Source organism: Nitrosomonas sp. Nm34, from assembly GCF_900113925.1.
Classification (GTDB): domain Bacteria; phylum Pseudomonadota; class Gammaproteobacteria; order Burkholderiales; family Nitrosomonadaceae; genus Nitrosomonas.
In genome coordinates this window covers 219066-242296 of record NZ_FORD01000001.1, presented here as the reverse complement: position 1 = coordinate 242296, position 23231 = coordinate 219066, and the positions used below count along the sequence as shown (strand labels likewise).

The window sequence follows — 23231 nt, the reverse complement described above, 5'->3', positions numbered from 1 at the left end:
ATATTAACGGTATCGAATCTTTCTGGAGTTTCGCAAAAAGACGTTTGGCAAAATTCAATGGCGTGCCTGAGCATACTTTTTATCTTCACTTGAAAAAAACCGAATTTCGTTTTAATCATCGACATGATAATCTCTATCTTCAAATTCTTAAATTATTACGTCTAAACCCGCTTTAACTTCCTAAGACCCTTAATGTAATACATCCCTTTAGAGAAGGGAATGGGCGTGTTCAGCGTATATTTTTTGAGCATTTAGCAGCTTATAACGGGTACACTTTGGATTGGTCATCAATTTCTCAATGTGAATGGATTAAAGCAAATATAGATGGCTTTTACGTTCAATACCAAAGCCTAACTGAGATTTTTAAGCGAGTACTTAGCCATAATGCGCGAAAAGAATAATTTTATGGTTAGCTATTTTGCCTAACAAATCGTTGCAGCGGACTCCGCTATGCTTGGCTAATCTTGCGTTGGGTGCTGCGCTTGCTCATTTGTTTGAACTGCCGAATAAAATGACCCTATCTCGGGAAGATTATTTAACTGCTCAGTACCGTAGCAATGACTAATGGGTGATCTCGGTAATGCTTTGAAAAAGTACATGCGTCTCAAACATGCATTCATAATTCTTCATAATTCGAGCTTATTTCCAGATTACCCTGCCGGATCAGTATGGTTCGGCAGGGTTTATCGCATCCGAGACAGTGCAGCAGAATTTCATGCTGCATACCCGTTGGAAAATCGGTCTTAAGTGCCGGCAAAGTATTCTGATATCATAATTAAAGCTACCGTTACGCCGAATATGACTGCGATATTGATAGCAAAATATTTAAGTGTTTCAGCATCGCTTCTTGTATTGTTTAATGAACTCATATTCCTATTTACTCCTATATTATCTGTAAACATAAAAAATATGAACCGATTCAAGGTTATAAATATGAGCCGAATCGTGTTTAGTTTCATTGATTTAGATCAATGAAACCAACCTCAATTATTGATTTATGTCAATAAATGCTAATTGAAGGTCTCAATAAGCTTCAGCTGTTTGCTCCCACAATAAATTGAAAAAACTGGGGAAGTAGGGAAAAGGTGTTAATTATTGCAAAGTATATACAATGCTGTAGGGTGTAATAACGAAGCGTATTGCGCCGCTATGACTGCTCAAAAGCTGGCGGGCATTGGGTGTGGTGTGCAAAGAGAGTATTGGCATGCAATAAGAGCAATTCCTTATTTCATTGCTCGTATCACTCTGGTACTATCAGTTCTTGCGAAAGATGAATAAGCTGCTCAAAGATCATGCCGGCTCTTTTTGTGAGCCGTTAACTATACTGCCAAATTTAATTGTTCGCTAGGGATAGAAGATGAAAAACAAGCCGAGAGACCGCATGAAAGATTCGTTTTATGCTGGCCTGCTCTTCCAAATTGAACAAATGATTTGTCAAGCCGACGATGAAGCCAAGAGCAAAGGGCAGATACTCACCGATTCTCAAATTATAGATCGGCGCTTATCCAAACGCGAAAGAGAGCGGGGGGCGGAGGGCCGGACATTTCCAAGACAAATGAGCGCGAGAGGATAATAGCCAAATTGATAAACAACTTATTTCAAGCGCCTGAGGAAATTTTTGAGCAAATAACATCGGACGACGGCACGATACAAGAACAACCATTGAAAATATCTGACTGGATCAAGGCACTCGAGACAGTTGAGGATTCAATCAAGACGCGAAAGAGCAGTATCCCCGGATCAAGAGACTACTTGGACTTCGTGCATCACTTCATTGAGCAAGGCAAAGGAGCGAGATGAATCAGAAAAACGGGACGCTACCCTTTAAGCAGAAGATAACTGGAGTCGGGTAAAATGTATTATCCATTAACTCTCAATTGAAAAATCTATTTTATATTTTTACATCATATGCGCGCACTAGGTATAAATTCTCAACAAGGTTTTGAATTATCTGAATTTCCTGATCCCGCTATTGGTGATTACGATCTGTTGGTGCGGGTAAAAGCAGTGGCAGTGAACCCTGTCGATATTAAACTCAAGGCTAGTATCAAGCCGGATCAGGCCGGATTGAAAATTCTAGGATTTGATGCCTGCGGTGAAGTGTTGGCAACAGGTGCACGGGTTGAGGGCTTTGCGGTGGGTGATCGGGTATTTTATGCGGGTGATGTCATGCGCACGGGATGCTTTGCTGAACAACAAGCCGTAGATAGTCGCTTGGTTGCCAAAGCACCGCAAAGCTTGTCTGATCTGGAGGCAGCGGCCATGCCGTTGGTCGGGTTGACTGCTTCTGAAGCCCTGTTTGACCATTTGGGTATGAGCCTGGATGCAGCTGCTAATCAAGGCAAACGTATATTGATTATTGGCGGTGCAGGTGGGGTAGGTTCCATGGCGACTCAATTGGCTAAGCAAGTGGGGGGTAGGGTGATTGCGACGGCTTCACGTGCTGACAGTCAAGCTTGGTGCAGGCAATTGGGTGCAGATCAGGTGATAGACCATAACCAGCCGTTACGCCCGCAACTTGAGGAGGAGGTGGATTGGGTTTTGTGTGCTGCCGATACGGATAGCCATCTTGATAATATGGCTGCTTGTATTCGACCCTTTGGTAAAGTCTGTGCCTTGGTGAGCCATCGTCAGCCGATGGATATGAATCGTTTTAAAAACAAAAGCGCAAGTTTTCATTGGGAATTCATGTTTACCCGGGCGATGTTCAAAACATCAGATCAATCGCAGCAAGGTGCCTATCTGCAGCGCCTGGCACAAACCGTTGACGCGGGGAGTATCCGCTCCATCCTGACTCAGCAGGGCGGACAGCTCAGTGTTGAAACGCTGCAAGCCGCATTTGATCAAGTTGCTGGCGGCAGGATGATTGGCAAAATGGCGTTAAAAGGGTTTTAAGCAATACTTTGCTCATAGGTGCTGGTAAAAACGTAGCTTCGCTCATTACTTGCCTGCATAGCTTATTAGCTCGGCTTCCATTTCCTCTTTCCATCCGAGCAGCGCCCCTCTATATTTGCTTGCCTCACTGATTAATCGTAGATTTCGGGCGTGGTTTTGGATTCCCATGATGCTCGCCGTAACTCTCGGTATCCGCAATCGTGTCAAGGCTATGCTCTATCGTACATACCGCATCCAATCCCTGCTTGCGAGCTTCAGCTAATTTTTTGATCTGCTCTGATAGACAGCGCGCTCACGGAATATATCTCTTCCAAAACCATTGATTAATTGATAGATGGGGCTGTCCGTCGTGTGCTTGCTTAAATACTTCTTAAAATTGTTTTGTCAGGATTTGAGTAATTCTTGCGATATTGACAGGCTTGTCATTTGTACCGATACCATAAGGTATGCAACGTGGCGGCGTAACATTAAAGGGAGGCCGGCCTGTGTTCTTGATGAAAAGTGATACGGCGAAGAGGGCTGTGCAGCATGGCGCAAGCCGAGTTCGTAGAAAACGTTGGCGTTGGTCGTGGTGAGATAAGTGAGAGCGTATTCGCATAATATCAGACGTTCGCACATTGGTTTATGGATGATACCACCGGTCATTTCCTCGGCAGCTCGTATTGGTGCGTAATCGGCTGCCAGGATAGCTGATTCGATCAGCCATGATAAACCGCATCAAAATCAAGCATCTTGCCGCCAGTCGTCGGTTTTTGCCCAAAAGGCATGAGTACAAAGCAGAGCGGGTTGGTCATGGTTTTTTTCCAGACTGATTAAATAGGGGAGAAATCTTATCTTGCTGTTTATTTAATATTTTTGATGCGTTCAGAATATGAAGAGTGTACTCATAATCATCACTCTCAATGACGTAATAATTCACTCATTTTAGTGGATTCTTGAGCGGAGAGGTTGTTATCGACACCAATGGCCGATGCTGTGGCTCTTTGCAGGCTGAAGGGAATTTTTAGAAAATATTTTAACAAGCGCTTGCATCACTCATTTTTTTATATATAATGAGAATCATTCTCATTAACATTATTGAATATCAGCTGCTATGAATAGATCGAATAGTAATTTGCAGGTTGTTACGGAATCACACTCTTTACTCATGCGTGATCCATATAAGCCAATCAGCAGTGATAGCTTGTTTGTAGCCGGTAATGAAGTGCTTATTCAACACCGAGGCGAACAGTATCGATTACGCCGTACACGTAATGGTAAGCTGATCCTAACGAAATAATGAGTAAAATTAAATATTTCCTTGCAAAACAAAAAAACCTATAGCCGGATAAAACAGTTTCTCATCAGTCACTGGAAGTACTCTCTCCTCTGCCAGTGACTATTTTAGCCAGCCAGCCTAACTTCTTCTGGGCAAGCCAGCCAATTTTTTTGTCAATTTAAGGGGTATGGGCTATGAGATATTTAAAGAAACCCTTCTTTTCACTTGCCTTTTATGGAATAGATAATTTCTCCGGCAATGCGTTGCGCGATCATTTTCATCGCTCTTCGCTTATCATAAAATACTGTACAGATAATCTTGAGAAGAAATTTGCTTACCTCCGCAGGCTATTTTGGCGAAGAGATACCTTGCGTGCAAGGCTGTCCGCCTTTAGAGCAGTAGCGTATACTGTCATCCGGCCTGTCTCTGAACAAGAGCCTCTCCCGATAATTCATGGCCATTTTCCCGGGAAAGGAGTCTATTCCAATGTAAACATAAGGCCGGAGACAGAATGGGTTCCACTGATCAAGGCAAAGCCGATGATCCAGTCTAATGCTAGCCAGGAGATCACCGAAATGCACGGTACTAACCTTAACCTTGCCGGGCAAACTGTTTTATGCGTGGGTGGGCGTGCTACGCTTTACCCAGACTATCTTCAGCTGGTAGAAGCGGCGGGAGGATGCTTCATGATCTATCGTGGTAATCCAGAAAGTAAAAGAGATCATTTATATCCATTACTAGATCGGGTTAACATGGTTATTTGCCCGGTCGACTGTGTCAGTCATGATGATTATTTTGCCGTTAAACGCTATTGCAAGCTGTCGGGTAAGCTGTGTGTATTCCTGGAACGTTCCAATTTGCCTGCTTTTAGTCAAGGTTTGAGAATGCTTGTTTTACAATTGCATAAAGATCATTATTCAGCGTAACAGATTTCCCACTTTCTGTTTATGCATAGGGTAGTAAAGGCACGAGCATACTTTCGGAAGAACAATATACTTATGTCTGGATCGCAGACGCAGAGGCTGGCTCTGGTCCTTGCGATCCTTTCTCGGTTATCCGTTGTTATTCGACTTCCAAATCAAAAATGACGTAAATAATGTGAAGGCAAGCCACAGACAATATAAAAATACGGCAAGGTAAAGCCGACAAAGTCAGTTTTAGTTTAGAAATGGAAATAGGTAAATAAAGATCTGTTCCATTAATAAAACTTTCCTCACATGTTTTCGGGCTGATATTTCACTTTTTTAGAATAGAACATTCTATTCGTAATACTTTAGTCATTGTAAAACGATCAATTCAGACATTTTCTATAGTGTGTTTCTAATTGGCGACAAAATAAAGCTATTGAAAATAATAAATTATTTATTAAATATAAAAAAACATGTTTCTAATAATAGACATAGAAAAACATGTTAAAAACTTATTGTTATAAGCAGCTCATGTGTTTGTAAAAAAATTAATTAATTATTGGCGACATTTATCCCGACTTTTCTTCTAAGGTTCTAATGTAAGTAATTGATTAGTAACTATAATATTCTTTGGCATAAATATTGCATATAAAAAAGCTTTGTATAGACATTCAAGATGACGAGGTCGTTTTTATTGTAATGTGAATCATAGCGCATTATTTGCTTACTCTTTCCAGTCACAGGTTTTCTCTATGCCAGATTGCTTATCCATTGGCTGAAGAAAGAATAGTTATTAATAAAATATAAGGAGATTGACAATTTATGATAGCTATATCATCAGCTCAAAAGGCGGGGAAAATTATCGGTTTATTTGCAGCAATTCTGATTGTTCTATTTATAAATAATACTTTTGCCCGCGATAATGATGATCGCGACAGTGATGATCGCGATAGTGAGATTAGATTTGAGCTTACTGATAATGCCGGCCGCTGGTTTGATACTGGGGCTGAGCTAGAAGGTAACCGCTCGATTGCAGTTGCTACCCCGGGTGTGCGAGTTAAATTCTCGGGTGATTCAAATACCGTTCATACCAGAACCAGTCTGGTTTATCCTACCGGAGCCGCTGGCATGCCCTTTAATACTGAGCCGAGAAAGGGAGGCGACGATGTGACGCTGACTACTCCAGGTTTGTATATTTTCGTCTGTAGTATTCATCCTTACATGTTTGGTGCGGTGATTGTGGATGATCCAGCTACCGCCGGTTTGGATCTGGGTTCCTCGCTCAGTATGATTACGGGAGAAAGTTTTTCCAGCAGCAGCGACCTGGCAACACGATTGCTACGCACCTTTTTCATTGCGACCAATCCTGTCAACTGGCAGAACTATGCCAGTAGTACGCCTTGGCGTGTTACTTACCCAAACATGGATGTACACATCGATGGAAGTACCGTTAATTTAGCCAGTGCTCTGAATGCTCGTTATGGGAATGATCTGACACTGGAAGCGCTCAGCAAACCAGCGATCCCTGCAGTAGGTGAAGTATGGGTCGCCACCCAGTTTGAAACCACCGCAGGGAAATCCAAGCCGGGTACGGTGTCGGCGATTGATGGGGCCAACTGGCAAGTGACACGCAAAGTAGCCTTACCATCGATCGATATGAATAATCCGCACAATTTATGGACTGATAAGGACCAGAATGTTATTTATGCGACCCAATGGTTTGATAGTAAACTGGCTGTTTATGATCGCCAAACGGGGACATTGATTCGGAATGTGTCTGTCGGTGAATCGCCTGCGCATGTGATGACTTTGACCGATAATGATCGGATTCACATCACCAATAACGGTGACAGCCGCACAGATTCTGTGATGGAGCTGGCGCCTCTTGCAACCGAGGTGCTGCGCCGCATCGATATTGGCCGCGGTACGCCGCATGGTCATTGGATGAGCCATGACGGCAAACATATGGTGACGCCCAATGTGATCAGCGGCGACACCACGCAATACAACTTCAGGACTAATGTCATTGAAGCCATTGTGCCGGTAAGTGGTGAATTTAGCCATCCAGTGGCGGTTGGTATGCTGCCGAATGCCGGTAAATTTTATGTCGCGAACATGTTTGACAACACGATTACGGCAGTCGATATGAGTACACATACCGTCATCAAGCATATTAACCTGCTGGAAAACTACAATCCTTTGTCAGGCGCTGCTTCAGGCCCTGTGGGAGCATGGCCGATTCAGACACCGGTATCTCCTGATGGGAAAAACATGGTGACAGCCAATGCCCTGAGTGGAACGATTACCATCATCGATACCAGGCCAGGCCTGGCGACGACAGATACAGCAGTAAAAATGCTGCCGTGTGATCCAGGCTGCCATGGCGTGCAGTATGGCGCCAAGCAAGGTGGTGGGTACTATGCTTATGTATCCAGCAAATTCTCAAATAGACTGTTAGTGGTGGATCCCGATCCAAACGCTGATGGTGATCCGTCAGATGCGAGTATTGTCGGTAGTGTAGGGCTCTTTGCTTCCGAGGCAACCCTTAGAGATGATCCTATAACAGGTAATCCGGGAATGGGTGGACAAGGTATACTGCCGATTCCGCTGGTTTACAATGGCTGGGTGCAAAATTTACCCGCTTCCTGGAGCGATCAACTAACTGAAGCGCAGCGTCATCCAATTCAGTAGTGAGGTAGCGTGAGGCGATAGCGCTAACCCGCATCGCCTTCGTTTCGGAGTTGGCACTGAACCAGGGCTTGGTTTCTCTGGTAAAGCAGGCGCATGGATAATTAAGCGGGCTCTGCTACCGCTATTTTTGGTCGGGATAGGGTATAAAATATTTAACAACATTACTGATTCATATGCAAAAGTAATTTTCAGCACATGGAGGCAAGTACTTGTGCCTATCCTTACTATGCAGAAGTTCCTTCAGATCCTGTATCATCCTGCTTTTAGAGTTACTTGCAAGCTTTCATGAAAACGATTTTTCTGGATTTTGAAAAAGGTATCGAGGAATTTGAAGAGAAGATCGAGCAACTGCGCTTTGCCCAGGATAATTCAGCACTGGATATTTCAGCTGAAATTGCTAAATTACAGGCAAAAAGCCAGGCGCTCACCAAAAATGTCTATGCTAAGCTCACTCCTTGGCAGATTTCTCAGGTAGCACGTCATCCGCAGCGTCCCTATACACTTGATTATATTCAGTCTTTATTCACTGATTTTGAAGAGTTACATGGAGATCGCCATTTTGCCGACGATCATGCGATTGTGGGAGGATTAGCCCATTTTAACCAGCAGCCTGTGATGGTAATCGGCCATCAAAAAGGTCGTGATACCAAAGAGAAAATTTACCGTAATTTCGGAATGCCAAAACCAGAAGGCTATCGCAAGGCATTGAGGTTAATGCGCCTCGCAGAGAAATTTTCGCTGCCACTGATCACTTTTATCGATACGCCAGGTGCTTATCCAGGAATTGATGCTGAAGAACGCGGACAATCCGAAGCAATCGGGAAGAATCTCTACGTAATGGCTGAACTGAAAGTGCCTATTATATCTATCGTAATCGGTGAAGGAGGTTCAGGTGGTGCGCTGGCTGTTGCGGTTGGGGATGCTGTCATGATGCTGCAGTATGCCACTTACTCGGTTATTTCCCCGGAAGGGTGTGCTTCAATTCTTTGGAAGAGTGCAGATAAATCGTCCGAAGCCGCAGAAATTATGGGTATTACCGCGGATCGCCTGAAAGAACTGGAGCTGATCGATACTGTTATCAGTGAGCCGATTGGCGGGGCACATCGCGATTACGCTGCTATCATGTATTCAGTCAAAAGCGCTTTGCAGGATACCTTAAGAAAGCTGCAGGTTCTGCCGTATGAAATGCTGCTGCAGAAGCGTTTTAATCGATTAATGGGGTATGGCAAATTTAAGGAAGTCAAGGCCGAACACCATTCTTGAATGGGTTGAATGCATCCTGCGTGCGCAGGTGGGCGGAAAAGATCATTTAGTGGTTGCGCTAAGTGGCGGCGTTGACTCGGTGGTGCTGCTGCATTTGCTTCATACATTGTCAAGCTCGATGAGATTCAGGCTTTCCGCCGTGCATGTTGAACATGGCATCAGTGCTTATGCAGGCCAATGGAGTGATTTCTGCCAGAATCAATGCGGCGCGTTGGGTATTCCTATTGAGATTTTCCGTTTAAAAGTCCAGAAAGTACCTCAGGTTAGCCTTGAGACTGCAGCCAGGCAGGCACGTTATCAGGTATTTAACAGTATTGGAGCTGATTATATTGTGCTGGCGCATCATCAGGATGATCAAGCTGAAACTTTGCTGTTACAGCTTCTGCGTGGTGCGGGTGTTAAGGGTCTGGCGGGAATGCCCGTGGTGAGGAAGCTTGCTTCCAGGAGGGCGATTCGGCTATTACGCCCTCTGCTGAATGTTTCACGCGAAACCATCCTGCAGTATGCACGGCAGCATCACCTTAGCTGGGTGGATGACGAGAGTAATAGCGACACGGCATACAATCGCAATTTTCTGCGACATGTTATTTTTCCGCTGCTGGAGCAGCGCTTTCCTGCTTACCGGGAGACATGCTCACGTGCCAGCCATTATCTTGGTGAGGCGGCTCACTTATTGGATGAGCTTGCCGGGATTGATAGCCAATGCGCTATGACAGCCGGGAAACTTCACCTGGATGGTTTGCGCCAGCTCAGTTTTTCTCGCGCCAAGAATCTGTTGCGCTATCTGTTCTCGCAGCACGGAGCAATCCAGCCCAATTCCCTAAAACTTGAAGAAATCTTGCGGCAATTATTGTCGGCAAAAACTGATACTAAACTTCATCTTGTTTTTGGCGAAGTAGAGATACGATGTTTCAAAGGCTTGGTTAATATTCAATCAAAACGTATACCATCCGTGATAAATGTTCCTCTGGTATGGCGCGGAGAATATCGCTGGGTGATTGAGCCTTTGAGTGGAACGATTGAATGGGGTCAACAGCAGGGTATGGGAATCAACCCGACTGAGCTGATTAAGCAGCCTGTCACTGTCCGCTTGCGCGCGGGAGGAGAGCGATTTCAACCTGACTGCAAACGTCCCCGTCGCAGCTTAAAAAAGATGCTGCAAGAAGCTGCGCTGCCGCCATGGGAGCGTGGTACGCTACCGTTACTTTTCAGTGGCGAACAACTCGTCTGGGTGCCTGGCATTGGGGTGGATTGTGCTTTTCAGGCATTGCCGGGAGAGTTGGGATGGGTGCTGACATGGCAGCCACATAAGGTCGATTAAGTAATCAAAATAACGTTTCAAACAATTTTCGGAAAAAGACATGATTCTTGTAACGGGTGGAGCAGGATTTATCGGAGCAAATTTTATACTCGACTGGCTGGCACAATCGGATGAGCCCGTAATTAATTTAGATAAATTGACTTACGCAGGCAATCTGCAGAATTTGGCTTCACTAGAAGGAGATTCGCGGCATATTTTTGTACGCGGTGATATTAATGATCAACAGAAAATAGCTACCTTGCTTCGGCAATATCATCCTCGTGCCATCATTCATTTCGCAGCAGAAAGCCATGTTGATCGCTCCATCCATGAACCGGAAGCGTTTATTCAGACGAATATTGTGGGTACTTTCAGGTTACTGGACACAGCTTATCGTTACTGGAAAGAGCAGAAAGGGGAAATTCAACGGGGTTTCCGTTTTCTTCATGTTTCAACGGATGAAGTGTATGGTTCCCTCTCTAAAGATGCGCCTGCTTTCACAGAAACTCATCCTTATCAGCCAAATAGCCCTTATTCCGCCAGCAAGGCTTCCAGTGATCAACTGGTTCGTGCTTATCACCATACCTACGGCTTACCTACGCTCATCACAAATTGTTCCAACAATTATGGTGCATTCCAATTTCCAGAAAAACTTATTCCTTTAATGATCGTGAATGCGCTGGTTGGTAAGCCATTACCTGTATATGGAGACGGTCAGCAGATCCGTGACTGGCTTTACGTGAAGGATCATTGCAGCGCGATTCGCCGTGTGCTGCAAGCTGGTATGCCAGGAGAAACTTATAATATTGGCGGATGGAATGAGAAACCGAATATAGAGATTGTGCATATCATTTGCAATTTACTCAATGAGCTTCATCCGGCTGATTATCACAAATTAATCAAATATGTCGCAGATCGCCCAGGTCATGATCGCCGTTATGCCATTGATGCACGTAAAATCGAGCGTGATTTAGGCTGGAGGCCAGTCGAAACATTTGAAACAGGCATTCGGAAAACTGTCAAGTGGTATCTGGATAATCAGGACTGGGTTGCCAATATACAATCCGGCGAGTATCGGAAATGGATTGAATCTCACTATCAGGAGTATGTCGGGTGAAGATATTGTTATTCGGCAAAAACGGGCAAGTGGGTTGGGAATTACAGCGCAGTCTCCAGCCGCTAGGTGAGGTGGTGGCATTGGATAGATCCAGTCAAGCATATTGTGGTGATCTGGCTGATCCGGCAGGGATCAGGCAGACCATACGTGCGATTATGCCAGACGTCATCGTTAATGCGGTTGCGTATACTGCTGTAGACCGAGCTGAAAGCGAGCCCGATCTGGCGTACCAGATCAATGTTGAAGCAGCGGCCATTTTAGCGCAGGAAGCGCAGCGTATCGATGCCTGGTTGGTTCACTACTCTACGGATTATGTCTTTGATGGCAGCGGTGATAGCCCATGGATTGAATCTGATTTGACTTCCCCTTTGAATGTTTATGGCCAAACCAAACTCCAGGGGGAAGAGGCTATTCGCAATGCTGGCTGCCACCATTTGATTTTTCGGACAAGCTGGGTTTATGCGGCACGCGGCAATAATTTTGCCAGAACCATGCTGCGTCTGGCGCAAGACCGTGATCAGTTAACTGTCATTGATGACCAGGTTGGTGCGCCGACAGGAGCGGACTTGCTCGCTGATGTGACGGCGCACGCAATTTTAAAGGCATTGAAACAGCCTGAGGTAGCAGGACTTTATCATCTGGTCGCAGGCGGGGAGGTTTCCTGGTATGGTTATGCCCGCTTCGTACTTACTTTTGCAAGAGAGCACGGCTGGGCAACCAAGACTCAATCTGGAGCTATTCTGCCAGTGCCCAGCCGTGCCTTTGCCACAGCTGCGAAACGACCGCTGAACTCTCGCTTGAATACTGAAAAATTCCGCTGCACTTTTGGGCTGAATATGCCTCACTGGCAAATAGGAGTTGCCCGGATGCTGATGGAGGTACTGGAGAAATAAGCCAAAGTTATCGGAACTGCCAGCTTTCCGCAGTCCCAATTAGCAAATTGGCGGTCATTTTGCCGAAACGCTTGGCAAAATGCTCAGCTAATCCTTCTTTGGTTGTATAATCAACGATACGTTCGACTTGGATGACTTCTCGCGCTACATATTCGGCACTGCCGAGTGCATCGACCAAGCCGAGGTCTATGCTCTTTTGACCTGTCCAGAGCATGCCGCTGAAAATTTCTGTTGTATTCTTCAGGCGTTCCCCTCTCCCTTGTTGAACCACCTGTATGAATTGCTGATGAATTTCAGCTAGCATTTTCTGGGCATGCTCTCTTTGTTTGGGGTCAGTGGGTGAAAAAGGATCCAGAAAACTCTTATTTTCCCCAGCTGTGAGCAGGCGTCGTTCAATACCCAGTTTTTCGAGAGTGCCCGTAAAACCAAAACTATCCAGAATGACGCCGATGGAACCAACAATACTTGCTTTGTCCACAAAGATTTTATCGGCAGCCACCGCGGCATAGTAACCTCCAGAAGCGCAAATATCCTCTACTACGGCATAAAGTGGAATTTGCGGATACTCCGTTCGTAACCGTCTAATTTCGTCATTGATATAGCCTGCCTGTACCGGGCTTCCTCCTGGGCTGTTGATTCGTAGAATTACTCCCGCTGTATTTTTGTCTTTAAAGGCTTTTTGCAGCGCTGCATTAACATTATCAGCGCTTCCCATACTATCAGGCTTGATTTCGCCACGTAAATCAACGAGTGCCGCATGTCTTTCGGAAATTCCCACAGATTCTTCCCCGAGCCAGCCTAATCCCCAGAAAAGCAGAACATAAAGGTAAATAAAAGTCAGTGATTTAAAAAAAATACTCCAGTAACGCGTGCGACGTTGCTCCTGCAAAGAGGAAAATACCAGTTTTTCCAATATTTCCTTTTCCCGGCCTTCTTCATTACGATTTGTTGAATCTGTCATAGCTTCCTCAACTCTTTAGAATGATGTTTCTGAAAATAATAGTAAGTATGGTTAGACTATTTTTGAAATCTTACTCACATTATAAGCATTAAATGATATGTCGGGATTGCAATGAGATGCTGAATAAGTGCCATTTACCAGTAGGCTGGTACGTTAAGTGACGTGAAGGAATGAGCAAAGTTCGCTTTAACGAAACTAATTTTGCTCATTTTAGCGAAACTCACTCTGTTCGTTTTCTCGTTTACTGCACTCCGTTTGCCTTACACTTTATCTTGCTCGGTAGCTATTCAGGATCTGGGTTTCCTTAATGGCGAGTCAGGGTTGCCCAATCCTGACTACTTTACGACGATTTTAATCCCATCATCGGGTTGAAGTCTGGGATGACTGCTGCTCCATGACAAAGATTTCCACGCGCCGGTTTTTAGCTCGATTAGAGGGTGTGTCGTTTGAAGCAATGGGTTGAGAGGAGCCACGGCCATCAATCTGTATACGTCGAATTGGCACATTACGACTGACCAGGTAATCACGTGTACTGGCAGCACGATTAACCGATAGAGGATTGTTAATGGCATCCGTACCGGTATTATCAGTGTGCCCCACAATCATTATGGTCGTATTAGGATTATTAAGTAGACTGGTTGCGAAGCTATCGAGAATGGGCCTGAAATTGGGCTTAATATCTGCGCGCCCGCTGTCGAATGAGATATCACTCGGAATATTGAGCATCAAGCGGTTATCAGGAGTTTGCGATACCTGTACCCCAGTGCCGGCCGTCGCTGCTTCCATTTGTCTTTTTTGCTCTTCCATTCTTCGTGACCATATGTAACCTGCTCCAGCACCGAGTACAGCACCGGAACCTGCGCCAATGGCAGCACCTTTGCCACCACCCAGGATTGCACCAATCACGGCTCCTGTACCTGCACCAATGGCGGCACCTTGTGAGCTACCGCGTTGTGTTTCCGTCATGGTGGCACAGCCACCGAGCGTCAACGAAGTTACAAGAGTTGCAATTGTCATTCTAAATTTCATAAATATCTCCCTCATGAATAAACGGTACTGTAGCAGAAGAAGTAAAAAATTCAATCTTCATTATCTTATAGAGTGCGCTATTATTTCCTGTAGATAGCGTTGAAACCAGTTTTTCATTATTTTAAAAGGTTGAATATTTATGACACAACAGATCATTGATTGTGAACTGCACGATTATATTGAAGTGGCTTGTATGTATGGCTATCAAGTCAGACTCATTTTAAGGGATGAGCAAATATTTGAAGGTAAAGCAAAAGATATGGCAACAACTGCTGAAAAACGAGAATTTTTGATTATTGATAATGAGCAGGGGTCACAACAGGTTGAGCTGATACAACTTAAAAAAATACAGATACTGACACCTGATGCACCGTTCAAAGAAGTTGTCTTTTGATAACTATCTTGCAGAGAATTTACAGAATTGTCTCTTTTCACCAGATTATCTCTTGAATTAACTATTAGGCGCCTCGAAAAATTCAGAGTTCTAAACAAGACAAGGCGAGAACCAAAAATGTTGATGCAGCCTATAACAGATAGGCAAGGAAATATTTTTTGTGAACTACGCAGTATTATGACGAGACGGGGTAAACAGGCAATCTGCGAAGTGGATGCTCACAAATATGAATTTTTAGAGATGCCCTATTTTAAAATCGGAAATTAGGGTGCGATGTTTCACCGTTGTGTATCATGCTGGTTATGTCTTTTATCGTCTACTTTATTTCCGTATCTGGTATGATCACAGCTTACGACATACAAAACTTTGCAGAGAGCCTCTATAATGAATTCATTTTATTCTTGATATGTTGTCAGTAATAGTTATATAGCGGAGATAACCTATCAGCAGAGCGATCTCACAATAACATTAGGAGTGTGTGCAAATCTGGTGTTGCCGAAGGATAGAGTTGTTCAAAATTCAAGCATGGAAGCTTTACAAAAAAATATCCAATGCTTGATGTTTAAATAGTACCTAACAAAGGAGACATAATGAATCTGATTCTTACCGGAGATCATGTAGAAATCACACCTGCCTTACGCGATTATGTGAATTCTAAAATGGAGAAGATTAGCCGGCATTTTGATCATCTGATTGATGTTAATGTCATTTTATCAATAGAAAAGCATCAACAGAAAGCTCAAGCTTATATTCATCTCCGTGGCAAAGATATTTTTGTCGAGGTAGAGAACGCTGATATGTATGCTTCAATTGATAGTTTAGTGGATAAGCTTGACCGGCAGATTCTTAAATATAAGGAAAAAAATATAGAACGTCGTAATCATGAGGCATTAAAAAATCAGGAATTTGACCATCCTGAGTAACGTTAAGTCAACTTAATAGAAAGTTGCAATGCCAGAAATTATCTGCTTCATCACAAGACTTAATCGGCCTAAGATAGGACAAGATTAAGAGAATAGAAGTTATGGCATATCAAGTTGCCTACAGATATGTTATCAATACAAGCTAGTTTTTTCCCTCGTTATCAAATCCCACCTAATTACAGCTTCAACTTCGATGTAAAAAGATAATTTCAGGCGGAATATCCTATTTGTGTTTATTGAGAGTATTTTATTTCTTTTTATGAACCTTATTTCACAATTTTTACCAGAATCCAACGTGATCGTTGATCTGGATGTCGCCAGTAAGAAACGCGTCTTTGAGCAGGCTGGATTATTGTTTGAGAATACACTGCACATCGCACGCAGTCAGGTATTTGATAGCTTGTTCGCGCGAGAAAGGCTTGGCTCTACTGGCCTGGGTCAAGGTGTGGCAATTCCGCATGGTAGAATCAAGGGGCTGCGTGAAGCTGCTCTAGCTTTAGTCAGAATGAAAGAAGCCATACCTTTTGATGCACCAGATGGTTTGCCAGTCAATATTGCCTGTATCCTGTTGGTACCTGAAAAAGCAACGGATAAACATCTCCAAATTTTAAGTGAGCTGGCCCAAATGTTTAGTGACAAAAGTTTTCGTGAGAAACTGCTCTCGAGTAAGGGCGCAAAGGAGATTCATCAGCTTATCTCTGATTGGACACCGGGTAATGTCTCACATTAGCATTACTCAGCTATTTGAAGGCAATAAAACTAAATTGAGGCTGACCTGGAATTGTGGGCAGGAGTATGGCAATAAGGTGCTGAATAATGAAGTCGTTGCTAAATCTCCACAAGGGCTCATAGGCCACCTCAATTTTATCCATCCTAATTGGATACAAGTGCTGAGTAGTTTGGCTATGGATTATCTTAATCAGCTTGACCTCTCTTCCTTGGAGAGAAAATTTCAGCAATTAGCCCAAAGTAATTTAGCATGCATGATTGTGGCTGATGGTGCTTTGGTTTCTGATGCCCTAAGATCATTCGCTGCGAGGACACACACACCGATACTTTGTTCAACCAATTCAAGCCTGGATGTCATCTGGATATTACGCTCCTTTTTAACCAAAGTGCTGGCGCCAAGCGTGAGCAAACATGGGGTGCTATTGGATGTTTTAGGAATGGGTGTGCTGATAACGGGTGAAAGTGGGGTGGGTAAAAGCGAATTGGCATTAGAGCTGATCAGTCGCGGTCATGGGTTAGTAGCAGATGATGTGGTTGAATTACGTCGTATCGGACCAGAAACACTAGAGGGTTTCTGTCCGCCAATATTACGAGATTATCTGGAAGTGCGCGGACTCGGTTTATTGAATATTCGGACTATTTTTGGGGAAACTGCGGTTCGTCGGCGCAAAAATATGAAATTAATCGTCCATTTGGAAAAATCCAGTGGTTCAGATATCAGTGCGGTTGAACGACTTCCTCTGAGCAATCTGAATGAAGATATTTTGAATGTAAACATACGCAAAGTGATTATTCCCGTTGCTGCCGGGCGGAACCTCGCGGTATTGGTCGAAGCGGCAGTCCGGAATTATGTTTTGCAGCTGCGCGGAATTGACAGTACCCAGGAGTTTATTAAGCGGCATGAGCAGAAAATGACCGATATTGCTTCAGATTAATATATTGGAGATCCTTTCCTGAAAATGAGGGCTGCGCATACGATCACTCTTGCCTTTACAGGTGCATCCGGTATGCCTTATGGCATTCGTTTGCTAGAAATATTATTAGCTCAAGGTGTGCATGTTTATTTACTATATTCACAAGTGGCGCAGATCGTTGCCCAGCAGGAGATGAAATTGACGCTCCCTTCGCGCCCACAAGAAGCAGAAGCATTTTTTACCGACTACTTTAATGCAGAAAAAGGGTTACTAAAGGTATTTGGGCGGGAGGAGTGGTTTGCCCCCGTTGCTTCTGGATCAAATCCAGCTGATGCGATGGTAATTTGTCCTTGTACTATGGGCACCTTGTCAGCCGTTGCTTCAGGCCTGAATCAGAAATTAATCGAGCGTGCGGCGGATGTCATGCTCAAGGAGGGACGTAAACTTATTCTGGTGCCGCGTGAAATGCCCTTTTCTACGATTCATCTCGAAAATATGCTGAGGTTGGCTCGTTGTGGCGCCATTATCCTGCCGGCTAATCCCGGATTTTATCATCACCCCCAGAGCATACAGGATATCGTCGATTTTGTCGTCGCACGTATCCTTGATCATCTCGGTGTCGCACATACGTTAATGCCACGCTGGGGCGAAGAAAGCGAGTGAGTTATTAAGCAATAAGCGTTCTTCTGGTTATCCCATTTCTAAATCAAACCTGACTTTGTAGCTTCGCCTTACCGTATGATTGATGCTGTCTGCCGCTCGCCTTCGCGTCATGTTTGATTTAGAAATGGAATTAAAAGCTTTTCACTAAACCTGACATTATTTCAATGCATTTCTTATCGCACATGTCTCCCGTGAAATTGACTGTAATGTATGGTCAGTTAAATAGTAGATCGTTTTCTCAGTAATCACATAATCCATCGCGATATCATGCTCATGGGGATAGATAGTAGGGAGGTGGAGTACCTCAAAAGCGATCCCGATAGTTAACGGTCGAGGATTGATGGCAGCCAGGGTGCGATCAAAAAAGCCGCTGCCATAGCCTAGCCGGTACCCTTGACTATCAAAAGCGACCATTGGGATGATGATGGCGTCGATGATGACTTCCTCGGTATCGTGAGGAATAGCAATGCCATAAGCATCTTTTCTCATTGGAGCTTGCGGCCACCATTTGCGGAATTTCAATGGTTGATGCGGACCCATCACCTCGGGAAGTGCCAGTGTCGCTCCACAGGCATATAAATAGGTCATTACTTGTGCCGGGTCGTACTCGCCCTGGAAGGGTGAATAACATCCCACATGGCTTTGTTGCAGTGCCGGGAAGGCTTGTATGAGTGAGGTGGTGATCGCCTCACTCCATAGAGTGCGTTCTGCCTCTGGGGTTTGTTTACGACGCGCGATCAAATCTGCACGCTGTTGTTTCCGCCATTCTCGCCAGTTATTCATGGGGTGACATTTTAATCTGTCAGAAGTAATTGCTGGAAGTAAGTTCTAACAAAATTTTTCTGACTGGTACAGGGATAGCTAATTGTAATGCCTTATCAATAGTTAACCAAATCTCAGTAGCTGTTTTCTTGCGAGAATAATTGATCACTTGCAGTAGTTGGGGGTGAATCCGCAGCTTAAAATGGGTAAAGGTATGGTTAAGCGGAGGTAAGCTACTGATCGGTACACTCTCAATCCCCATACATTGCCTGCAGTAAGTTTGACTGTCGATGTCGATCGGTTTTTCTGGCAGACACCATAACCCGCCCCAAATACCCGGGCTTGATCGTTGTTCAAGTAAAATCTCATCCTGATTTCTTAATATTAAGAAAGTGGTTTCCTTACTGGGTAATGGTTTCCTGGGTTTGGAGGTAGGCAGGCTCGCTACCCGATTTTCCGCGAAAGCAATACAATCTGGCTGTAAAGGACAACTCAGACATTTTGGCTGATGACGCGTGCACACAGTAGCGCCCAGATCCATCAATGCCTGGGTATAAGTAGCCATTTGTTGTTGGGCGTTTTCTTGAGGGAGGAGTCCCTCTGCTTTTTGCCACAATAGTGCTTCTGTTTTCTTTTCACCCGGATAACGGGTGACAGCAAAGTAACGAGCAAATACCCGTTTGACATTTCCATCCAGTATCGCGCAGCGCTCCCCATAAGCGAAGGCAGCGATAGCCGCGGCCGTGGAGCGACCTATACCCGGCAGCTGTGCAATTTCTGCGGCATGTCGGGGAAACCTGCCCTGAAAACGCTCCATTATGAGGCAAGCTGCTTTATGTAAATTTCGGCCGCGCGAATAATAACCAAGACCGCTCCATAAAGTGAGTACAGTATCAAGCGATGCTTCGGCGAGGCATTCGATATCAGGAAAAGCTTCCAAGAAACGCTGATAATAAGGGATCACTGTCATCACTTGTGTCTGTTGCAACATAACCTCTGCCACCCAAATAGCGTAAGGGTCATTGGTTCCCTGCCAGGGCAGACTATGCCGGCCATGCTGCTTTTGCCATTCAATCAGGGTATTAGCGAAAGTAGACATTCAAGCAATGCGATGACTCGGTTTCTGATTGGACATGCTGAGGATGATACGGCTGAAACCCATTAATTCAAGGAGAATACTACTCGGCTGTTAGGCTGCTGATCATCGCTTGCAGGCTCTACTTTTGTTCCCAGCACGAATACGCGCTCGTTCGGAATGCCACCTTGTTCAATCAGCCAATAGAGGGCAGCGCTTGCTCTTTGTTCTGCAAGTTCATGCAACTCATCATCACTGATTGTGGTGTGAGCGAGGATCAGCTGTTTCATTTCCTCTACAGGTAAGTTTTTGGTCAATCCGATGATGTTTTTGGGCTTTTCGAAATCAGCTTCTTTATAGACGTGCGTGAGATACTGGGCGTATTCTTTTTCATCGAGCCTGATTTCGTCCAGTGTACCAGTAGCCTGTCCTTTTTTTACGCTTGCGGAAAGTTTCTGTGCCTTGATGCTTCGCTCGAGTAATGCATGTTTGAGCTCTTCATGATCGTTGACCGGATCCGCAAAACCCGTTATTTCAAGCTTGAGCGCAGGATGATCCAGCAAGGCTGCCGCGAGTGCCTGCAGACTTTTTTCTGCTTCAGGTTGAAGTGTGGGGTAGCCTGAAGGGAAGCTGATCTGTGACAGCTCCTCTTCATCTCCCATTAAAGAGCTCAGCAAGGTAAACGGAGCCGTGGCGGCTTTGGTGATCAAATTGACAAATGCTGTCCAGATAATGCCTGTCAAACTGAACTCGGGATCGTTGATCGAGCCCTTGAGTGGCAGACGAATGTCTATTTCGCCATGTCTATTCTTGAGAAGTGATATGGCGAGATGGAGCGGCAGTGACACAGCTTCAGGACTATCGGTTTTGTCACCGAGAGCAAGCTGGTCCAAAAAGATTTTGTTTTTCGCTTTCAATTCACCTTTTTCAATATGATAACTGACATCAAGCGAGAGTTTTCCTTTCTCAATGACATAGCCAATGTATCTGCCAGAATAAGGACTGAACGTTGGCAAATCGATCCCCGTCACGGTTGACTTGATATCGAGAAAGAGTTGCCCGCTGAATGGATCAATCATGCCTGAAATATGCAAGGGTGCAGATCGATCAAACAAGCCTTGGATATCTATTTTTCCGGATTTACCTGGATGAAGTGGTCCAATCTGGCCTTTGAGTCTAGTCAAATTAGCGCGGTAGCTTGGTTTGATGAATTGATCCGCAAAATCAATATCACCATTTCGTAAAACAATTTTATCGATATAAACGGGTAAAGGGGCATTGTCGGCTGGTGCAATAGAGGTTGGCTGGACTGAACCGTTCAAAGTGGATTCGGGAATGGGAGTGGGCTCTGTTTGCTTGACAAGACTGTGAAGATTGAGCTTCTTATTCGGTAATAAGGTGACGCGCGCATAAAAATCAGCGAGGTCAATAGTTGCAATGTCTACTCGTAATGGTTCGTTGATAAACTTGATGTTTGCCAGATCGATTTCCTTCCAGCGTAGCAGCCTAGAGCCTTTGTCCTTATCAACTATATTGAAGTCAGTCAGTTGTCCTTTGCCGATTAGAGCTATTTTGAGCGGTTCTCCCTCTGCTTTGATATTACCCTCAAAAGAAAGCGCACCCTGACTGAGAAGCGCATTTAATCGGTCGCTTAACCAACCTTGCAAGGGCACTAGATCAACATTTTTGAGATTAACGGTGAGATCAGTTGTTAATGGTGTTCGCCTGAGATTGCCTCTGGTTTCAATGCTGCCGTGCTGATTAATGGTTGCTTGCAATAGCAGATCGAGTGGTGTAGTACCGTCCACATCAATATTATTAATCATCAAATTCAATGAATCGATGTTCATTGGGGTTATTTTTGCCAGCGTGTGATCTTCAAAACGTACGGAAGCATTCGTCAATTTCACTTGATTGATTTGTGTTGACCAGGCTTTGCCGGTTTCAGTGTTTACCGGGGGGGTAGCGAATTTTGCCAACACCTCGTCTCGATCGTTGTTAATTTCTACCATGCCAGTGCTGGCTGGATAGGCCGGTTTGGCAGCGGGAATGGGAACGGTCGTTTTGGCTGAAAACACGGCAACCTTCTCTGCTTCACTGGATACATCGGTTCTATTGGCAGGTTTTTTATCTGGAATAGGAATGAGAGAGGTGGAATTTTGGATGGATTGAGGCGCTGATGACAATGTTGCTGCGGGAGCAGCATTGCCGGATGATGGTGTCAGGATAAACAGTTGAGCCAGATCAAGTTGACCATCAGCTTGCCGGCGTATCAATGTTTCTGCCTCATCCAGTATCACCGAACCCAGCTCGATAAACCGTTGAGCACGATTGATCTTGATCGTATCGATGTCCAGTTTCGGCAGTTGCAGCACAGGTTCCGTTTCACCATGACGCGTGAGTTTTGCATCTGCCAGCGATATTGTTGCCTCTACAGGCTGAGGCTCAGTCAGCACGGCTTCCTGCAATGTCATATCGAGCCGTTTCAACGCTATCTGATGCGGCGCTTGAACTGCTTCATTGTCGATAGCCAGGTTCTTGAGTGCAGCACGGCCAGACAGGCTAATGGTGGGTGCTTTGTCCCTCATTTGCGTAAAGACCAATGATAAATCGCTGTCTAGGTTTCCGGAAAGTAGACGGAAACCGACCGGAATGGGAGAATATTCATCGATATCAGTCAGATCAATATCATTAAACTTAAGCGAGAGCGTTGCTTCACGCCTGTCAGTAAACGGGCGCAACTTACCTTCGAGTAAAAATGGAGCACCATTGATCGTAGCGCTGAGATGGGGTTCAACCCAATTGGTTTGCACGCTTTGAAAATTAGCGATAAATGGAATGCCCAGCTTGATTTGGTCAATATTCTGCTGGCTTTTTTTGAGCCGATCCTCAAACGCTACGGCTCCTCCATCAATGCTGATGTTACTGATGGAAAAGCGCGATTTGCCTTGTGTATCATCTGCTGGGCTGGTGGGCTGTGATTGGAATTGCTCGATCAGATCGGAAATATTGAAACGATGCTTATCCTCACGCACGAGGTGCAGTCTGGGCGCTGTTAACGTCATGGTACTGACAATGGGGGCTAGATGCCTGATCGATTCGGCGCTCAGATCAACATATAAACGATCGAAAGCAAACAGGAGGTTGTCAGTATTGGCTTTTTCCGCTACCCGGAAGCCCGATATAGTCAATTCTAACGTATAAGGGTGAATGTCAATGGATTGAATAGTAACCGACCGATTCAGCTTCTCGGATAAAATGCCTTCAATCTTGGTCTTGGCATAACCAGGTAACCAATAATAGCCAAGCAATCCAAACAGTGCAATGACCAGTATGGCGGCAACGAAGCTAATAACGAGACGCTTGCGCGTCACGAAACGACGTGGTGCTATAGGAGAATTTGAAGAATTTTCCATGCATCGTACCTCCAAAAACGAGCCTGCAGGAAGCGGGTAA

The 23231-nt window shown here is 44.8% G+C and carries 20 protein-coding genes and 2 pseudogenes; 17 read left to right on the top strand and 5 right to left on the bottom strand.

The annotated features are described in order from the left end of the window. From BM283_RS01040 to rfbD, 12 genes and pseudogenes are all read left to right on the top strand, one after another. A pseudogene (locus tag BM283_RS01040) lies at positions 1-176 on the top strand (IS1595 family transposase); the annotation flags it as partial. A gap of 18 nt (positions 177-194) precedes the next feature. Continuing rightward, positions 195-401, top strand: a pseudogene (locus BM283_RS20410) (Fic family protein); the annotation flags it as partial. Positions 402-418: 17 nt separating this feature from the next. After that, the gene (locus BM283_RS18545; protein WP_175491986.1) at positions 419-565 is read left to right on the top strand and encodes a hypothetical protein; all 147 of its coding nucleotides are present in this window, start codon (positions 419-421) and stop codon (positions 563-565) included. Positions 566-1357: 792 nt separating this feature from the next. Then, on the top strand, positions 1358-1573 hold the full coding sequence (locus BM283_RS01020; RefSeq protein WP_090687977.1) for a hypothetical protein: 216 nt from the start codon (positions 1358-1360) through the stop codon (positions 1571-1573). 335 nt (positions 1574-1908) lie between these two features. Further along, positions 1909-2895 (top strand): zinc-binding alcohol dehydrogenase family protein, encoded by a 987-nt coding sequence (locus BM283_RS01010; protein WP_090687972.1) that lies wholly within the window; start codon positions 1909-1911, stop codon positions 2893-2895. 1147 nt (positions 2896-4042) lie between these two features. Continuing rightward, on the top strand, positions 4043-4174 hold the full coding sequence (gene hemP / locus BM283_RS01005) for a hemin uptake protein HemP (protein ID WP_368086391.1): 132 nt from the start codon (positions 4043-4045) through the stop codon (positions 4172-4174). Positions 4175-4347: 173 nt separating this feature from the next. Beyond that, positions 4348-5079 carry a DUF2325 domain-containing protein gene (locus BM283_RS01000; protein ID WP_090687966.1) on the top strand — a complete coding sequence of 244 codons (732 nt, stop codon included), beginning with the start codon at positions 4348-4350 and terminating at the stop codon, positions 5077-5079. A gap of 804 nt (positions 5080-5883) precedes the next feature. Continuing rightward, complete coding sequence (locus BM283_RS00995; RefSeq protein WP_090687956.1) at positions 5884-7752, top strand: copper oxidase; 1869 nt, start codon at positions 5884-5886, stop codon at positions 7750-7752. A 285-nt stretch (positions 7753-8037) separates the two neighbouring features. Further along, positions 8038-9015: an acetyl-CoA carboxylase carboxyltransferase subunit alpha gene (locus BM283_RS00990; RefSeq protein WP_090687953.1), complete on the top strand. Its 978-nt coding sequence runs from the start codon at positions 8038-8040 to the stop codon at positions 9013-9015. Then, positions 8975-10336: a tRNA lysidine(34) synthetase TilS gene (gene tilS / locus BM283_RS00985; protein WP_090687952.1), complete on the top strand. Its 1362-nt coding sequence runs from the start codon at positions 8975-8977 to the stop codon at positions 10334-10336. Before BM283_RS00990 ends, tilS begins: the two co-directional genes overlap by 41 nt. Positions 10337-10376: 40 nt before the next feature. Further along, on the top strand, positions 10377-11432 hold the full coding sequence (gene rfbB / locus BM283_RS00980; protein ID WP_090687949.1) for a dTDP-glucose 4,6-dehydratase: 1056 nt from the start codon (positions 10377-10379) through the stop codon (positions 11430-11432). Further along, positions 11429-12325, top strand: coding sequence for a dTDP-4-dehydrorhamnose reductase (gene rfbD / locus BM283_RS00975; protein ID WP_090687946.1), 897 nt, complete (start codon positions 11429-11431; stop codon positions 12323-12325). Before rfbB ends, rfbD begins: the two co-directional genes overlap by 4 nt. A gap of 7 nt (positions 12326-12332) precedes the next feature. Here the strand turns inward: rfbD and BM283_RS00970 are convergent, their stop codons facing one another. Further along, a complete protein-coding gene (locus BM283_RS00970; protein WP_090687942.1) occupies positions 12333-13286 on the bottom strand; it encodes a S49 family peptidase in 954 nt (317 codons plus the stop codon). Positions 13287-13646: 360 nt separating this feature from the next. Continuing rightward, the gene (locus BM283_RS00965; protein WP_090687939.1) at positions 13647-14315 is read right to left on the bottom strand and encodes a YiaD family glycine zipper/OmpA-like lipoprotein; all 669 of its coding nucleotides are present in this window, start codon (positions 14313-14315) and stop codon (positions 13647-13649) included. 139 nt (positions 14316-14454) lie between these two features. Here BM283_RS00965 and BM283_RS00960 point away from each other — a divergent pair, with 139 nt between their 5' ends. The 5 genes from BM283_RS00960 to BM283_RS00940 all read left to right on the top strand — a co-directional run bounded on the left by BM283_RS00960 (position 14455) and on the right by BM283_RS00940 (position 17938). Then, positions 14455-14709, top strand: coding sequence for a Rho-binding antiterminator (locus tag BM283_RS00960; protein WP_090687936.1), 255 nt, complete (start codon positions 14455-14457; stop codon positions 14707-14709). A 590-nt stretch (positions 14710-15299) separates the two neighbouring features. Further along, on the top strand, positions 15300-15632 hold the full coding sequence (raiA, locus tag BM283_RS00955) for a ribosome hibernation-promoting factor, HPF/YfiA family (RefSeq protein WP_090687933.1): 333 nt from the start codon (positions 15300-15302) through the stop codon (positions 15630-15632). Between the two features lie 259 nt (positions 15633-15891). Continuing rightward, entirely contained in the window at positions 15892-16362 is a 471-nt protein-coding gene (locus BM283_RS00950) for a PTS sugar transporter subunit IIA (RefSeq protein ID WP_046849948.1), read from the top strand. After that, the gene (gene hprK / locus BM283_RS00945; RefSeq protein WP_090687930.1) at positions 16349-17296 is read left to right on the top strand and encodes an HPr(Ser) kinase/phosphatase; all 948 of its coding nucleotides are present in this window, start codon (positions 16349-16351) and stop codon (positions 17294-17296) included. The genes BM283_RS00950 and hprK overlap by 14 nt, the downstream gene beginning before the upstream one ends. A 24-nt stretch (positions 17297-17320) precedes the next feature. Continuing rightward, the gene (locus BM283_RS00940; RefSeq protein WP_090687927.1) at positions 17321-17938 is read left to right on the top strand and encodes a flavin prenyltransferase UbiX; all 618 of its coding nucleotides are present in this window, start codon (positions 17321-17323) and stop codon (positions 17936-17938) included. Between the two features lie 156 nt (positions 17939-18094). Here the strand turns inward: BM283_RS00940 and BM283_RS00935 are convergent, their stop codons facing one another. The 3 genes from BM283_RS00935 to BM283_RS00925 all read right to left on the bottom strand — a co-directional run bounded on the left by BM283_RS00935 (position 18095) and on the right by BM283_RS00925 (position 23191). Further along, the gene (locus BM283_RS00935) at positions 18095-18721 is read right to left on the bottom strand and encodes a 5-formyltetrahydrofolate cyclo-ligase (protein ID WP_090687924.1); all 627 of its coding nucleotides are present in this window, start codon (positions 18719-18721) and stop codon (positions 18095-18097) included. 19 nt (positions 18722-18740) lie between these two features. Continuing rightward, complete coding sequence (mutY, locus tag BM283_RS00930) at positions 18741-19799, bottom strand: A/G-specific adenine glycosylase (protein ID WP_090687921.1); 1059 nt, start codon at positions 19797-19799, stop codon at positions 18741-18743. Positions 19800-19861: 62 nt separating this feature from the next. Then, positions 19862-23191: a DUF748 domain-containing protein gene (locus tag BM283_RS00925; RefSeq protein ID WP_090687918.1), complete on the bottom strand. Its 3330-nt coding sequence runs from the start codon at positions 23189-23191 to the stop codon at positions 19862-19864. Positions 23192-23231 lie beyond the last annotated feature (40 nt).